The organism is Bacillus sp. NSP9.1 (assembly GCF_000465465.2).
Taxonomy (GTDB): Bacteria; Bacillota; Bacilli; order Bacillales; family Bacillaceae; genus Bacillus; species Bacillus sonorensis_A.
The window spans coordinates 1,340,208-1,355,187 of sequence record NZ_CP048273.1 but is presented as its reverse complement, the minus strand read 5'-3'; the positions used below and the strand labels follow the sequence as shown (position 1 = coordinate 1,355,187).

Annotated in this window: 14 protein-coding genes; 4 read left to right on the top strand and 10 right to left on the bottom strand. The window is 46.0% G+C overall.

All coding sequences use genetic code 11. The annotated features are described in order from the left end of the window. Nucleotides 1–79 precede the first annotated feature (79 nt). Complete coding sequence (locus M654_RS06970; protein ID WP_026586204.1) at nt 80–955, top strand: AraC family transcriptional regulator; 876 nt, start codon at nt 80–82, stop codon at nt 953–955. A 127-nt stretch (nt 956–1,082) separates the two neighbouring features. Here the strand turns inward: M654_RS06970 and M654_RS06965 are convergent, their stop codons facing one another. The 3 genes from M654_RS06965 to M654_RS06955 form a co-directional block, all read right to left on the bottom strand. Next, complete coding sequence (locus M654_RS06965) at nt 1,083–2,708, bottom strand: pyridoxal phosphate-dependent decarboxylase family protein (RefSeq protein WP_035428267.1); 1,626 nt, start codon at nt 2,706–2,708, stop codon at nt 1,083–1,085. 25 nt (nt 2,709–2,733) lie between these two features. Continuing rightward, nucleotides 2,734–4,092, bottom strand: coding sequence for a sodium-dependent transporter (locus M654_RS06960; protein WP_026586202.1), 1,359 nt, complete (start codon nt 4,090–4,092; stop codon nt 2,734–2,736). A 138-nt stretch (nt 4,093–4,230) separates the two neighbouring features. Then, entirely contained in the window at nt 4,231–5,322 is a 1,092-nt protein-coding gene (locus M654_RS06955) for a citrate synthase/methylcitrate synthase (RefSeq protein WP_026586201.1), read from the bottom strand. A gap of 111 nt (nt 5,323–5,433) precedes the next feature. On the opposite strand from M654_RS06955, the gene M654_RS06950 reads away from it, so the two are divergent. Next, complete coding sequence (locus M654_RS06950) at nt 5,434–6,312, top strand: transcriptional regulator CitR (RefSeq protein ID WP_026586200.1); 879 nt, start codon at nt 5,434–5,436, stop codon at nt 6,310–6,312. 676 nt (nt 6,313–6,988) lie between these two features. Here M654_RS06950 and M654_RS06945 read toward each other — a convergent pair. The 3 genes from M654_RS06945 to hmpA form a co-directional block, all read right to left on the bottom strand. Next, nucleotides 6,989–7,804 carry a C40 family peptidase gene (locus M654_RS06945; RefSeq protein ID WP_026586199.1) on the bottom strand — a complete coding sequence of 272 codons (816 nt, stop codon included), beginning with the start codon at nt 7,802–7,804 and terminating at the stop codon, nt 6,989–6,991. Between the two features lie 515 nt (nt 7,805–8,319). Beyond that, nucleotides 8,320–9,726, bottom strand: a complete 1,407-nt coding sequence (locus M654_RS06940) for a SpoVR family protein (protein ID WP_026586198.1) — start codon at nt 9,724–9,726, stop codon at nt 8,320–8,322. A gap of 112 nt (nt 9,727–9,838) precedes the next feature. Then, on the bottom strand, nt 9,839–11,050 hold the full coding sequence (gene hmpA, locus M654_RS06935) for an NO-inducible flavohemoprotein (protein WP_026586197.1): 1,212 nt from the start codon (nt 11,048–11,050) through the stop codon (nt 9,839–9,841). A gap of 252 nt (nt 11,051–11,302) precedes the next feature. On the opposite strand from hmpA, the gene nsrR reads away from it, so the two are divergent. Then, complete coding sequence (gene nsrR, locus M654_RS06930; protein ID WP_026586196.1) at nt 11,303–11,734, top strand: nitric oxide-sensing transcriptional repressor NsrR; 432 nt, start codon at nt 11,303–11,305, stop codon at nt 11,732–11,734. A 26-nt stretch (nt 11,735–11,760) separates the two neighbouring features. Here nsrR and M654_RS06925 read toward each other — a convergent pair whose 3' ends face one another. After that, the gene (locus tag M654_RS06925) at nt 11,761–12,024 is read right to left on the bottom strand and encodes a DUF3889 domain-containing protein (protein ID WP_372709768.1); all 264 of its coding nucleotides are present in this window, start codon (nt 12,022–12,024) and stop codon (nt 11,761–11,763) included. Between the two features lie 249 nt (nt 12,025–12,273). Between M654_RS06925 and M654_RS06920 the strand changes: the two genes are divergently transcribed. Beyond that, on the top strand, nt 12,274–12,522 hold the full coding sequence (locus M654_RS06920; RefSeq protein ID WP_026586194.1) for a YhdB family protein: 249 nt from the start codon (nt 12,274–12,276) through the stop codon (nt 12,520–12,522). A 25-nt stretch (nt 12,523–12,547) separates the two neighbouring features. Here M654_RS06920 and M654_RS06915 read toward each other — a convergent pair whose 3' ends face one another. From M654_RS06915 to M654_RS06905, 3 genes are read right to left on the bottom strand one after another with little or no spacing between them, the layout of a single operon-like run. Continuing rightward, nucleotides 12,548–13,066 carry an NADPH-dependent FMN reductase gene (locus M654_RS06915; protein WP_026586193.1) on the bottom strand — a complete coding sequence of 173 codons (519 nt, stop codon included), beginning with the start codon at nt 13,064–13,066 and terminating at the stop codon, nt 12,548–12,550. 4 nt (nt 13,067–13,070) lie between these two features. Next, nucleotides 13,071–13,712 carry a response regulator gene (locus M654_RS06910; RefSeq protein ID WP_026586192.1) on the bottom strand — a complete coding sequence of 214 codons (642 nt, stop codon included), beginning with the start codon at nt 13,710–13,712 and terminating at the stop codon, nt 13,071–13,073. Then, nucleotides 13,709–14,857 (bottom strand): GAF domain-containing sensor histidine kinase, encoded by a 1,149-nt coding sequence (locus tag M654_RS06905; protein ID WP_026586191.1) that lies wholly within the window; start codon nt 14,855–14,857, stop codon nt 13,709–13,711. Before M654_RS06905 ends, M654_RS06910 begins: the two co-directional genes overlap by 4 nt. Nucleotides 14,858–14,980 lie beyond the last annotated feature (123 nt).

Below are 14,980 nucleotides of genomic sequence, written 5' to 3'. Positions count from 1 at the left end.
AATCCCTGCACAACCGGGCACGAAAAGTCGGATGGCCTGATTCGCTTCCTGTTAATGTATAGACAAAGGAGGTTATCTTATGGATTTGCTGAAGAACATGAATGAAGCCATGTCGTACATCGAAAAACATCTGGCGGACGATATTGACATTAAAAAAGCGGCAAAGCTCGCTTTATGCTCTGAATATCATTTTAAACGGATGTTTTCCTTTCTCGCCGGTGTCTCCCTGTCAGAATACATTCGCCGCAGACGCCTGACGCTAGCGGCGTTTGAGCTGAAAGACGGCGGAGCTAAAGTGATTGATGTTGCGGTTAAGTACGGATACAGGTCCCCTGACGCTTTCACAAGGGCGTTTCAAAAACTGCACGGGATCACGCCGACGGAAGCAAGAAACGGTTCTCACATGCTGAAAGCATATCCGCCGCTGACCTTCCAATTAACCATCAAAGGAGGAAGTGAAATGAACTACCGGATTGAAGAAAAGCCGGCCTTCCGCATCGTCGGCATCAAGAAAAGGGTGCCCGTCATATTTGACGGAATCCATCCGGACATCGCCGCCATGTGGAAAACGTTAAACAGCGATATGATCAAGCAGCTGAAAGAACTGTCCAATGTGGAGCCTGGCGGAATCATTCAAGCGTCCGCCAATTTTTCTGAGGGGCGGATGGAGGAGCAAGGTGAGCTCGATCATTATATCGGCGCCGCTACAACGAAAGAGTCCTCGCAGCATTTTACACATCTTGAAGTGCCAGCTTCAACATGGGCCGTATTCGAAGCGATAGGCCCGTTTCCCGATACACTGCAAAGTGTGTGGGGGCGGATTTATGCAGAATGGTTTCCATCCGCAAACTATGAACAAATCGAAGGGCCGGAAATCCTTTGGAACGAGCACCAGGATATCGCCTCGCCGACGTTCAAAAGCGAAATATGGATACCGGTTCAAAAAAGGAACTGAGCGGTAGACAGACGGAATCCCCACATATAAAAGCCGAGTCTTCAAAGCCTGCTTTTCACATCGTGAACGAAAAAAGATATGGGAGAAGGGAATAAAATAAGGCCCTTTTTCCATATCTTTTTGACGTTTACCAGGTTGTGACATCCGACGATTCAACATGCGCTTTTAAAAAATCAATATACCCGTCAACCGCTTCAACCGTCGTGTAAGGAGACACACTGTAAAATTTCTGCACGTAGAGCGGTACAGGCGACCGGCTGTCAGCAGGATAGACATATTTTTGTTTTTTGGTGCTGCCAAAATACGTCTGATTGCGGAACCTCCCCAATCTTTCCGCAATTTTTTCATTATACTTATTGATGTTTTCCACTTCCGCCTCTGTAATGTTTCCGGTGAGTTCATCTTGATAGCGGACATCACGGGGGTAAAACCGGAATGTCGTCACCGGCGAAGCATCATTGGTGACAGCTGCATTTGAAAAAGCTTCTGTCAGCTTTTTGCGAAACGCGAGATTGACCCTGATGTAATTCGCTAAAATCTCTTGGTAGCCTTGGATGCCGAAAGCAAGCAATGACGCATAAATCGGAATGCTGCTCCCCATTCGTGAGCATTCCAGCGTATAGCTTGTATGATAGCTGCCAAATCCTCTGTTTCCGACATACGGCGTCTCATCCGGGTCAAGATCGACCGCTTTTAAAGCCTTCCTGTTTTTGATTAAAAAAAGACTTGTCGTATATGGGGTTTGCCCGAGTTTATGAAAATCAAAGACAAGGCTGTCCGCAAGATGCAGGTGCTGAAAATGCGATCTGTAGCGGACAAGTGTTTCAAGCACTTCCTCCTCAAACCGGAGCGGATTTTCCGCAACATCATACCCGTTAAAAAAGCTGTACATTCCGCCCATCGCCGTGTCGGCATGGATGTAGATATGGGGCAGGCCGTATTTGCCTTCAAGCTCCTCCGTCACCTGCCTGATCCCCGCTAAATCATCGATTCCGAATGTATCTGTCGCACCAAGCGTTGCCATCACATAAACCGGTAGTCCGCCGTCAGCAATGACAGCCTCCATTTTCTCACGCAGATCGACCAGACTCATCGCATGATCGCGACCAGTTTTGACCTTGATCAAATGGTCCGTTCCTATCCCTGAGGCTTCCATCGATTTATAGAGGCTGAAATGCGACAGTTCGGAACAAAATGCGTACAGATGGTGCGGCGTCCCTTTTTGATTCGCTTCCGGACACGCATTTGCGATCGCGATCCTGAGCGATTGAAAGACGGCGCCCTGTCCTCCCCAGGTCGTAAAACCCGCGCTTGTTTGCCTGTCAAGCCCGACGATGTCCGAGAGCATGCTGGTGATTTTCACCTCTGCTTTGGCAGCTGCCGTGCCATCGACATCCCATAGATTATTTCCATTTAAAAGAACCATGAGCAGATTGCCCGCAATGCTGGCATTGTTCGGCAGCGGGGTCGCATTCGCTACATAATGCCGATTGAGAAAACGATGGCCATCCGCCAATGTCAGCAGTTCTTCAACACTCTTTTTTGCTCCAAGCCCTTTCACAGGCAAAACGGCCTCATCGATCACTTTCTCGTAATAATCTGACGCAACGGCTGATGCAGTGCCGAGCGCCAGCCGGCCCGGATCTTTCAGCTTATCGATTCCGCTCAGGACGGTTTCAAGCAGTCCGAGCAGCTCAAACCGCGCCTCATGATTGCCATCCTCGCTTGGAAACATCTTTTGAAGGTGTTGCATCATAATCTCCCATCTCCTGATCAATTTAAAATGAAAATACGCCGATTAAGTTTAAGAAAACAAGAACGATCGCGAGCGGAACAAGAAAGCGGAGCAGGTAAAACCACACGAGAAAGAACCCTCTCCCCGCCTTTGATCCGCTTTTCATCTCTTCAAATAAATCGCGCTTTGACAATTTCAGCGGCACAAAAATGGAAATAAACAGCGCTCCCAGCGGCATCAGCACATTGCTGACAATGTAATCCGCCGCATCAAAGAACGTCTTGTCAAAGATGAACGGCTGATGAAGGACACCGAATGACAGACATGAAGGGATGCCCGCGGCAAAAATCAGAAGCCCGATTGTCCAGGTCCATGTCGCCCTTTTGGCCTGCTCACCTTTCGTCACAGCGGCGACGATGATTTCGATCATCGAAAAAGCCGATGTCAGCGCGGCAAATAAAAAGGCGACCAAAAAAGCGATAAAGAACAGCATGCCGAACGGAAGCTGGCCAAAAACTGCGGGCAGCACCGCAAACAATAAGGTCGGACCCTCATCAGGCTTAAGGCCGAATGAGAAGACGGCCGGAAAAATCGCCAGACCGGCCAAAAGTGTGACGGCAAGATTCATGATGACGATCGACAGCGCCGATTTTGGCAGGTTTTGCGTTTTTGACAAATAAGAGCTGTAGGTCACCATCACGGACACGCCGAGTGTCAATGTGAAAAAAGCTTGTCCAAGCGCAAAAAGGACCGCCTTTGGCGTCAGGCTGCCAAAGTCCGGGACAAGCAGGAAACGAACGCCGTCCATCGCATGATCTAATGTTAAAGCCCGTAAAACAAGGGCGATAAATAAAATAAATAAGAGCGGCATCATGATTGTACTGACCCGTTCGATTCCTTTTTGTACACCTTTGGCAACGACAATGATCGTCATGATGATAAACAGAAGCTGCGCTGCCAGCGTTTGCCATGGATCTTGTATGATCGAGCCAAAAAGGGCCCCATATTCAGCTTGTGAAAGACCCGACAATGAACCGGACACAGCTTTCATGATATACAGCAGGATCCAGCCGCCGATCACACTGTAAAAGGACAGCACGAGAAAACAAGCGGCGATTCCAATCCAGCCTGTGACCACCCAAGGCGTCCCCGGTGCTATTTTTTGATAGGTGCCGATGGCATCGGATTGGCTTTTTCTTCCTAAAATAAATTCCCCAAGAAGCAAGGGATACCCTAAAAGGATTGTAAAAAGGACAAACACAAGGAAAAATGCGCCCCCTCCGCTCGTTCCCGCCACATAAGGAAACTTCCAGATCGCTCCGAGACCGATGGCAGATCCCGCGGCGGCGAGGACAAATCCTATTTTCGATGCCCATCTTGCTGTGATTGTGCGATCGCTCATTCATACACTTCCTTTCTATTACTTTTTCTATTATCTCTTACCGAGAGGCTTTTTTTAAAGTGATCTTATAAATTCTTATTTTTCGGAATTAATAAACAAAAAAACACGCACTTCAAGTTCAGAAGGCGTGTGTTCTCATTATTGGGTGACCGTGTCTCCGATATATTTGGCCGACGGCCGGAAAATCGTATTGTTTTCGGCCTGCTCCAAAACGTGGGCACACCAGCCGACCATTCTGGCAGCCGAAAATGTCGGCGTAAACAGCGATGCGTCAAAATTAATCGCTTTCATGACGGCTGCTGCGTAAAACTCAACATTGGTGTACAGCTTCCGGCCCGGTTTATATTCTTCCAACAGGCGGATCGCCGTATTCTCAACATGAAGCGCCAGATCAATATCCTTGTCGCCTCCGGCAATTTCCTCCGCTTTGATCCGCAAAGCCTTCGCTCTCGGATCATGCGTTTTATAGACCCGATGCCCAAATCCCATCAATCTCTCGCCTTTTTCCAGCTTCGCTCTCAGATAGCTTTCAGCACGATCCTTTTCACCGATATCCTCAAGCATTTCAGTCACCGCCGACGGTGCTCCGCCGTGAAGAGGTCCTTTCATGGTCCCCAGTGCGGACGTAATGCTTGACACAAGATCGGATTCGGTAGATACCGTCACCCTTGCCGAAAAGGTTGAAGCGTTCATGCCGTGTTCCATCGCGAGAATCATGTATGTTTCGAGCGCTTTTTTCTGCGCTTCGGTCGGACGCTTTCCTTTCAGCATATAAAAATAATTTTCCACAAAGCCAAGTTCAGCATGCGGCTGCACAGGTTCCTCTCCATCGATCAGGCGCTTTCTGAAAGCGATGATGGACGGTGCGGCAGCAATCAGCCGAACGGCTTCCTCCATCGTTGGGCGGAACGTATACGTTTTATCCCCGAATGAAGAGATAACGGTGCGGAGAACCGCCATATCGTCGAATTCTCTTGGAAGACAGGCGATCAGCTTTTCAGCCGCTTCCGGCAGCATGCGGAATGAAGCAAGCGTTTCGGTGAATGAGCGAAGTTCTTCCTCTTTTGGAAATGTTCCATTCAGTATTAAATACGCAATTTCTTCAAATGTCGAAGCAAGCGCCAGTTCATCTGCACGATATCCTCTGTAGATCAGTTTTCCCTTTTCACCGTCAATATGGCTGATCGCTGTTTCAACACAAGTAACCCCTTTTAATCCATGATATACCATATGTATTCCTCCTTTTTCCTTTGTTACTTTCATTATAGTTGATATAATATTTAAAAAATATTGAATTATATTGATGTCTTCGATTAAAAATATTAATCAGGAGGAGCGCAAATGGATTTTAAATGGCTACATACCTTCGTAACCGCAGCAAAATATGAAAATTTCCGAAAGACGGCAGAAACCTTATTTATTTCCCAGCCGACTGTAACCGTGCAGATCAAGCTGCTTGAAGAAGAGCTCGGCTGCGAGCTCTTCACCCGGAAAGGGAGAAGCATTCATTTGACAAAAGAAGGGAGGGCCTACCTGCCTTTTGCCCTGCGTCTTCTGGAAGACTATGAGTCTAGCATGCAAGAGCTCCACAGAATCAGGCAAGGCTATTCGCAAACATTGAATCTCGCAGTCTCGCCGCTTATCGCCGATACGATACTGCCTTTCGTGTTAAAAAAATACACATCGCTTCACCCCAATTCGGAAATCAAAGTGAAGATCGCCGAATCAGCTGAAATCGCCCCGTTGATTTCAGCTGGGAACGCAGATATCGGATTAAGCTGCTTAAAAGTTCAATCATCAAATCTGACCTGTTATTCGATGTACAGCGACCCCGTCATTCTGGTGGCCCCCCATGACGGCCGCGACTCGGAAACCGCGCCTTCGCTCGAGGTCAAAGAGCTGCTCGAAGAATATTTATTGCTGACCCATAACCACCCGGAGTACTGGGATGACTTGGTCAGACAGCTGAGAATTAAATTTCCGTTTGTGAGAACGATGCTCGTCTCCCAGACGCATATTACGAAAAGGTTTATTTCAGAAGGGCTCGGCATTTCGTTCTTGCCGCTTTCAACCGTGCGCCGCGAGCTGATGGAAGGAAGATTAATAGAGGTTCCGTGCGGATTTATGCAGCTTCCCGTCGTCGGAGGTTATGCGATCAGTTTAAAAGATAATGAAAAAGTCGAGCACTTTTTGACCTTTTTATCCCAGTTCCGATTTTAAAAACGGAAAAAATTGCTCAACCTGGCTGTCCAGCTTGTGGATTTGAGTAAGATTGAAAGCTCAAAACACGATTGCAGGAAAAAGAGCCGTCTGATTTTGGGTCACAAGGTTTATCATACTGCTGCTGAATGAGGGAATAAGGGAGAAACGCCGTATTTCGCCTTCCAGGCTGTCCTTGATGACCAAGCTTCCGGCTGCCGTACTTCACATCGTTTGGCGTGAGCTTTGACCTCTGCCCAAATTGCCGGCCTCGAAGTAAACTCAGAGGCGGCTGGAAGAGGAAGTACCGATAAAAAGTAAACCAATATCTGTTTATTTTTTATTCCACTGTGATACTATATAGGTATGACAGTGACTACTTTTAGATAGCAAGTGCTCCTAATATGATGAAGTGCATTTCTTCTTAAGAAATGCATAAAATAAAAAAAGCCCTGACTGCTGGTCACAGTCGGGCAATGTACACAAAGCTGGCCCAACAAGTGGCCCGGCTCCGAAGGTGTAAATACATGGACCTCACTCTCAAACATTGAGAGTGTTTTTATGATGGAAAAGAAAAACCCCGGGTTATTGGACGACCTTTATTCCCCCTCTCATCAGGATTGAAATAGAAAAAGGCTGTCGATTTTTTCGACAGCCTGTCCCGTTTCTAAGCATGAACGGGTTTGGTTACATATGACTAGAAGCGTTTTGCACCAAGATAGCGCGGCTTCCAATAGCTGCTTGTCATATCGCTTGTTGTCACACCGTCTGAACCGGCATGAATGAACTTGTTGTTGCCAATATACACGCCCATATGTGACGGTCCGGGCTGGTATGTGGTAAAGAAAACAAAGTCGCCGACAGCTGGGCTTGATATGCTGGTCATGGAATTCCAGTAGCCGACTGTATTCGTTCTTGCGACATTCGTTTGTTTATTTAAGAGATACCAGACAAAGCCGCTGCAGTCAAAACCTGAAGGCGATGTGCCGCCCCATTTGTAAGGTGTGCCGATCAGGGCTTGTGCATCTGAGACAAGCTTTGATGTATTCAGCTTTGAAGAAGACGTTTGAGATTTGCTTGTCTGGCTGGATTTGACCGCTGTATTTGAAGATGCCGCTTTTGCATTCCCCTTTACCTTCAACACTTGCCCGATACGGATTAAATCTGTTTTTAAACCGTTCAGATTTTTCAGCTCATTCACCGTCATATTGTAGGACCGCGAAATTTTCCAGAGGGTGTCTCCTCTTACGACTTTGTATGTCGAAGAAGATGTGTTTGTGCTTGAAGATGTTTTACTGCTTCCATTGATGGAAAGCGTTTGTCCTATGTAAATGATATCGGAATTCAGCTTGTTTTCTTTTTTAATCTTGCTGACTGTCGTTCCGTACTTTTTGGAAAATCCCCATAATGTGTCGCCTTTTTTCACCTTAACCGTTTGTGCCGACGCCGCTCCCGCAAACAAAGTTGTCCCCAAAACAATCGCTGATGCAGCCGTTAATACTTGTTTCTTCATGTTGTCCTCCCAAAGTAGATTTTTTTATGTTTTTCAATACAAGTGATCTCTTATTGTTAGAAAGTAAAACGGCTTCTACCGCCTTCCTTTGTTTCTATTATAAGGAGACGATTCCATCAGAAATAGTCTTGACTTCCCACATCAAATTTCTTACTTATTCGTTTTCAAAAAAAGTTTTTAAGGGTATAAAACATTTCATTTACATTGCAAAGGTAACCTAAATACTACATTATTACGTTTCCAATAGGTAAATATCGGCATTTATAGAAAGACCACCCCGTCAAAACATTTACTATTCTACAATACTTATACAGCATTTTAATAAATAAGCAGAACTGGACAAACATGCTTTCTTTCCCGACTATAGTGAATGACTCTAATAGGCGGATCAATCCTTTAGACAACCGTTTGAATACAAACCGGACACACCGGTGCAGCGGTCGGCCCTTTTCAAGAGCGATTTAGCGGTTATTGGCGGTGCAGCAAAAAAAGAGGGGAATCCCCTCTTTTTCAGGCTACAAATATCTGCGATGAACAGCCTTTCCGTCATATGAAAACATGACGGGTTTATCCTCAAGCACGGTTTCGACATGCACGCTTCTTCCCCACAGCTGATGGAGGTAGGGCAGCACTTTTTCAAGATACTTTAAATCGAGTTCAATTCCTTCATACCAATGTTTGATATAGAGTTCGTTATTTTTTAAATAATCTCCGTCCTCGACGGTCAGGTATGGAAAGCCTCCGTTTACCCTCATGCTGACAAGCTGATCGCGAACGGCTTCCCATTCCTTGTCAACAATTTTATAATCCCTTCCCTGCTTTTGAAACAGATAGAGGTCTTCTCTCATCACAAGATCCTTTGTCAAGTAGTTGCGGATAAAGGAAATGTCTGATTCGATTTCCCTCACTTCAAAGATTTTCTCTTTTCCGGAGTTTGGCTCAACCCCCATTTTCTTCATGTCTTCGGTCGGGTTGTTGTAGCGTTCTTCGATGTCTTCAAAAATTTTCAAACCGAGATAATAAGGATTGATGCCGGTTTTAGATGGCTGGACGACACCCGCATTCAGCTTGGCAAATTCGATCGCTTCACTTGAGGTCAGATCCAGCTCGCGGATGATCCGCTGATGCCAATAGGATGCCCACCCTTCATTCATGATCTTGGTTTCAAGCTGCGGCCAGAAGTACAGCATTTCCTCTCTCATCATTGTGAGGATATCCCGCTGCCAATGTTCCAGTTCTCTGGAGTGCTCTTCTATAAAAAGCAGGATGTCCTTTTCCGATTTGGGCGGAAACTTTTTCTTCGCTTTTTTCTTCTTCTGTTTCGGCTCCTTCCGATCCAGCTCCCATAGATCATCATAAGGACTTGCCGGCGTTTCCGCTTCCTCCTCCTCATCATCGATGCTCCAGGATAGTTTTGGCCTGACCAACGAAGGATCAATGTGTTCTTCAATCGCCAATACCGCATCAAGAAACGCTTCCACTTCCTTTGAACCATGGATCGTCTCATAATGCTTAATCCGCTCCGCCGTCGCCGCCATGCTTTCGACCATATCGCGTTTTGTATTTTGAAAGCGGCAGTTGTTTTTAAAGAAGTCGCAGTGTGCCAAGACATGCGCGACAATCAGTTTGTTCTGGATCAATGAATTGCTGTCAAGCAAAAACGCATAGCAAGGATCTGAGTTGATGACAAGCTCGTATATCTTGCTCAGACCAAAATCGTAGTGCAGCTTCATTTTATGAAACTGCTTGCCGAAGCTCCAATGGCTGTATCTCGTCGGCATCCCGTATGCGCCGAATGTATAAATAATCTCAGCCGGACATATTTCATATCTCATCGGGTAAAAATCAAGGCCGAATCCTTTCGCGATTTCCGTAATTTCCTCAATCGCCCGCTCCAGTTCTTTTTGCTCCCGTACGCTCAATACTCAAATCCCCCCCGGTTGGACTTATCTTATTGTATGAGCCGGTTTGCGAAAAGATGAAATACGCGAAATATGTTTTAAGGCAGCTGCCAATTTGACAGCTGCCTTTTGTTTAATTCGCAATCTCCATCTCGAGAGAAGATGCAAAGCTTTCATAACGGATGTTTTCCATGGGAACACCGAGATTCCGCAATCCATCGATGACGTTTTTCATGAAGGAAAGCGGTCCGCACACATAAAATTCACCGTCTTTATCATGCACGATCGTTCTCAAAAGCTCCTCATCCACCCGGCCTTTGATGACATGTTCGCCGGATGTTTCAACAGCGCGGCTGTAAACAAACAGCAGGCGGTTTTCCGGATTCACGCTGATTAGTTTTTCAGTTTCTTCTTTAAATGCATGCTGTTCTTGGGACTTGGCTGCATGTACGAACGTGATGTTCCGGTCAGCTTTTGCGGCCAGTGTTTTCGCCATGCTCATCACCGGAGTGATGCCGGATCCGGCGCTGATAAAGTAAACCGGCTTATCCGTCTGTCCGGACAGTGTGAAGTCTCCCGCCGGGACGCTCACTTCCAAGCTGCCGCCAATCTCCATCTGTTCATGCAGGTAGCTTGATACCCTTCCTTTCGGCTTGCCTTCTTCGGCTTCCAATTTGACTGAAATCCGGTAGTAATCCATATTCCAGACGTCTGACAAGCTGTACTGTCTTGTTAAAAAGTATGCCTCTCCCGGAATTTTAATCCGCACAGACACGTATTGGCCCGGGCTGAAAGGCGGCAGGTCTGTTCCGTCAGCCGGTTTTAAATAAAAGGAAGTGATCGTCTCAGATTCCTGCCGCTTATCTAAGACGACAAACGGTTTAAAGCCTTCCCAGCTTTCAGGAAGTTTTTTGTCTTCATCATACATTTGCTTTTCGATTTCAATAAACACGCGGGCGATCTCTTCATACGCCTCTGCCCATGCCTGAAGAATCTCCTCTGTCGCAGCGTCGCCGAGCACGATTTCAATCGCTTCCAACAGGTGCTGGCCGACGATCGGATAGTGCTCAGGCTTCACATCCAGACTTTTATGCTTATGTCCGATCTGTTTGACAACCGGCAGGAGCGCTTCGAGGCGGTCGATATTCTCCGCCGCCTGCAAAACCGTGTAAGCCAGCGCTTTAGGCTGGCCGCCGGTCTGCTGACGTGACATGTTAAAAATGTTCTTCAGCTCAGGATGTGCGTTGAACATTCTTTTGTAAAAACAAGATGTAATCTCCGTTCCTTTTTCCTTTAAAACAGGGGCAGTCGATTTCACGATTTGCATTGTTTTTTCAGATAGCATACTGTTTGCTCCTCTCCAGTTTCTTTAAAGATATATTTAAAATACATCTTTAAAGGCGCAAAACGGTCTTTTTTAAAGTATTTCTTAGGTTAAAGATGTATTTTATCTACATCTTTATCGTAGTCCTTTCGGTTCATTAAAGCAATATTATGAACGAATGTTTTATATTTTTGTAACAATTTCCGCTTCACCCTCATAAGCGGAGGCAAATGTGATAAGATAATGTAAACTTGTTTGATTGAGGGTAATGCGATGAAATTAACAAATTATACGGACTACTCATTAAGAGTTCTGATTTTTCTAGCATCCAAAAACTCAAACGAGCTTGTCAATATAAAGGACATCGCCGACACCTACTCCATTTCAAAAAACCACCTCATGAAGGTGATTTACGAGCTTGGCAAGCTTGGCTACGTGGAAACGATTCGGGGCCGCAATGGCGGAATCCGTCTCGGAAAAGCGCCTGAACAGATTAATATCGGTGAAGTCATCCGAAAAACTGAAGATGATTTTGATCTTGTGGAATGCTTTAATAAAGAAAAAAACAACTGCATTCTTTCCCCTACATGCGGGTTAAAACATGTATTAAACAAAGCGCTTTCCGCATATTTGGAAGTGCTTGATCAATATACTCTTCAGGACATCATCTTTAATCAGGACCACATACGTAAATTGTTGAGTTAACGAAGGAATCGTCTCCTTCGTTTTTTTTACAGGGGAAATATCTGTACGCTGATAATCGCATTTGTCACCGGATGAAAATAGACTTCCGCATGCGCTGAAAAGGCTTTGCCTTCCTGAATGACGGTCACCCTGAATACATCTTTTGCCTGTTCATCATTGACCTCGGTCCGCCCTACATATTCATAATCCTCTAATTTGGCGCCCTTGTATTTTTCCTCAAGCGCGCTCCAGGCGATTCTTTCCCACCTGTCAGCCGAATCGTGTTCAAGCCCTGATATATGGTTCTCCATGAATGTGAAAAGCACGAGCACACTGAAAAAGACCGCGAATTTCTTCATTGTTGGATCGCTCCGTTTGCATTGTACATATGATTATCATGACCAGAAAAACGGCTGACATGCAAAATTTTTCGTTTTCCTTATACCATCCTCATATTTCTAGGCTCTGCACGTCAGGGAGACCAAGTTTTGCCCGAAGAAAAAATGCCTCCGTCACATAAAATAATCAAGACTCCTTAAGAAAGAAGGGAGAATCGCGAAGTGAACTATGCCGATTATGATAAAGCTTTGTATTACACGCACCGATCTCAATGGGATAACCTGCTCATCTTAATGGTGCGCACCGAGGATGATTTGCTATCCAAACGAATTGAACATTTCTTGCACGCCTATAATTTTGAAAGGGACGACACCATAGTCGAAAAAAGGCTTTATGACCTGCTTCAATATATTGATCATGCTTCATTTACCGGGCATGAAAACGAAAACGGCGTGCTTGTCTTCACATAAAAAAAGCCTGGCGCTTTATCAAGCGTCAGGCTTTTTGAAATTTGGCAAACAACAGAAGTTCTTCCATCACATGTTTGATGCTCACTTGCGCTTCTTCTGCGACCGTACTGTTTGCCTCATCAATATGGATCGGGTCGAGTATCAGCTGCTTTGTGATCACATTCGCATACAGGCCGCGAGCTACGATGCGCATGTTGGTCAGAGCGTTCATCCCGCCTTTTCCGCCGCCGGCACATGCAAACAATGCCACCGGTTTTCCGGCAAACTGCTCATTGCTTAAAAAGTCGAGCGCATTTTTTAAAGCGCCGCTCATACCGCTGTGATATTCCGGGGATAATAACACGACAGCATCCGCTTCTTTTACGGCTTTTTTCAGGTTTTGCACATTTTCCAAGGCAAACTGTTCTTCCTCTCCGTTAAAAACCGGCAGAATGAATTCGCTTAAATCGATCAGGTCGGTGTGGTATGTGTTGGCGATATATGATGCGGCGATCCTCGTTCTGCCTTTTTTTCTTGCGGTTCCGCTGATAACGGTGATTTTCATTTGATCATCTCCTGGTATTTGGATATATATCATGTTTCACGGCAAACAATGCAGCCTGTGTCCGATCTGACAGTTCAAGCTTTGACAGCAGATTGGATACGTGGGTTTTGACCGTTTTTTCACTGATAAATAATGAAGCTGCAATTTCCTTATTGCTTTTGCCTTGAGCAATTTCAAATAAAACATCTTTTTCTCTATTTGTCAATTGGTGGATTCTTTCTTTCTCATGAGCCTGTGACATATGGTGAAAGATGTGGGACATAATCTTCGGGTCAAGCGTATGCCTGCCTTCGTGCACAGCCCTGATCGTTTCGACAAGCTCATCCGGCTCGGCATCTTTGAGCTGATAGGCTTCAGCGCCGGCCTGGATCGCCGGAATCACATGCGCTTCATCGGCATAGCTTGTCAAGACGATCACTTTTACTCGAGGATGGGCTTTTTTGATCTGTTTTGTCGCTTCAATTCCGTCCATTTCGGGCATCGATAGATCCATCAGGACGATGTCGGCCGCGTGCCGCTTCAACGCTTCCAACACTTCCACACCAGTCGATGCTTCCCCTGCGACTTCGAGATCTCTTTGCGTTTTGAAAAAAAACAGCAGGCCTTTTCTGACAATATGATGATCATCGGCAATGATGATTTTTATTTTCTCCACTTTGCCTCCCCCTTCTCCCTTAAAGGCAGTAACACCCGGATTTTCGTCCCTTTGTTGATGTCCGTTTCAAGCTGGAAGAGACCGCCGGCTTTTTCCGTCCGCTCTTTCATCCCTTTTAAGCCGAACGTTGGAAGATTTGAATCGGGATCGTATAGAAATCCTTTACCATCATCCTCAATTTCAAGTACGGCAGATGACGGGGACACACTGATGTTTACATGGACGAGTTTCGCTTCGGCATGTTTTTTACAGTTGCTGAGTGCTTCCTGGCTCAGGCGCCAAAACAGCTCTTCCTCTTCCGGCGATAAGCGGAGCACACCGCTCTGTGTCATGTTGACATCAAGCCCGAGGACTTCGGCATACTTTTCAACAGCCGCCGACAGTCCTTCCTCAAGTCCCTGGGGCCTGAGCTGCCAAATCAACGCCCTCATCTCAAGCAGTGCTTCATGTGACAGATGCTGGATAAACTCAAGCATTTCACAGACGTCAGGGTTATCTGTCAGCTCGCCCGCGGCTTTGGCGGTCAAGCTTAAAGAAAAAATCATTTGATTGACGGAGTCATGCAAATCTTGCGCGAGCCTGTTCCGCTCGGTCAACAGTAGATTCCTGCGTTCATGTTCGGCGAGCTTGATCCGCTTAATCGCTGTGCCGATTTGGAGAGCGACGGCCTCTAAAAGAGCCAGCTCTTCCCGATCAAAATGGCTCTTGCCGGGAGCGGCCACATTCAAAAGACCGAAGCGTTTATTCTGGTCTCTAAGGGGCACTGTTGCATGGTGTGTAATGCCTTCCGGGTCGCCCCTCTTCATTTTAATCGCCGCTTCAATGCGCTGACAGTGAATGATATTTGTCGCCCTGTCCATGTTTTCATCCCTGTACTGCTGAATGCAGTAGCATCCTCCTTCACACAGTAAACGACTGTTGTCATAAGCCAGAGCCTCGGGTAAAAAAGCGGAAGCTGCCAGCTCAAACCCGCCTTTTTCATCAATTAAAAATAGCCATGCCGTCCTGAGTCCTGTTAGATCAAGCAGCTTTTTTAAGACGGCATCAAGGGTTTCCTGTAGATAGTGCCCTTCATTTAAAGTTTCCGCGATTTCTTTCAGTGTTTTTAACTTTTCAAACCGGGTGTTTTCTCCCAACAGCTTCATCCGCCCTTCTTTTAAATTCGTTCGAACTGACGGCTTATTTTATTATACAAATGTTTTTTAAAAAGCGGCTCCCCCATAGGTTCTGAAATGGCTCACCATTTGTGCTGAATCGTT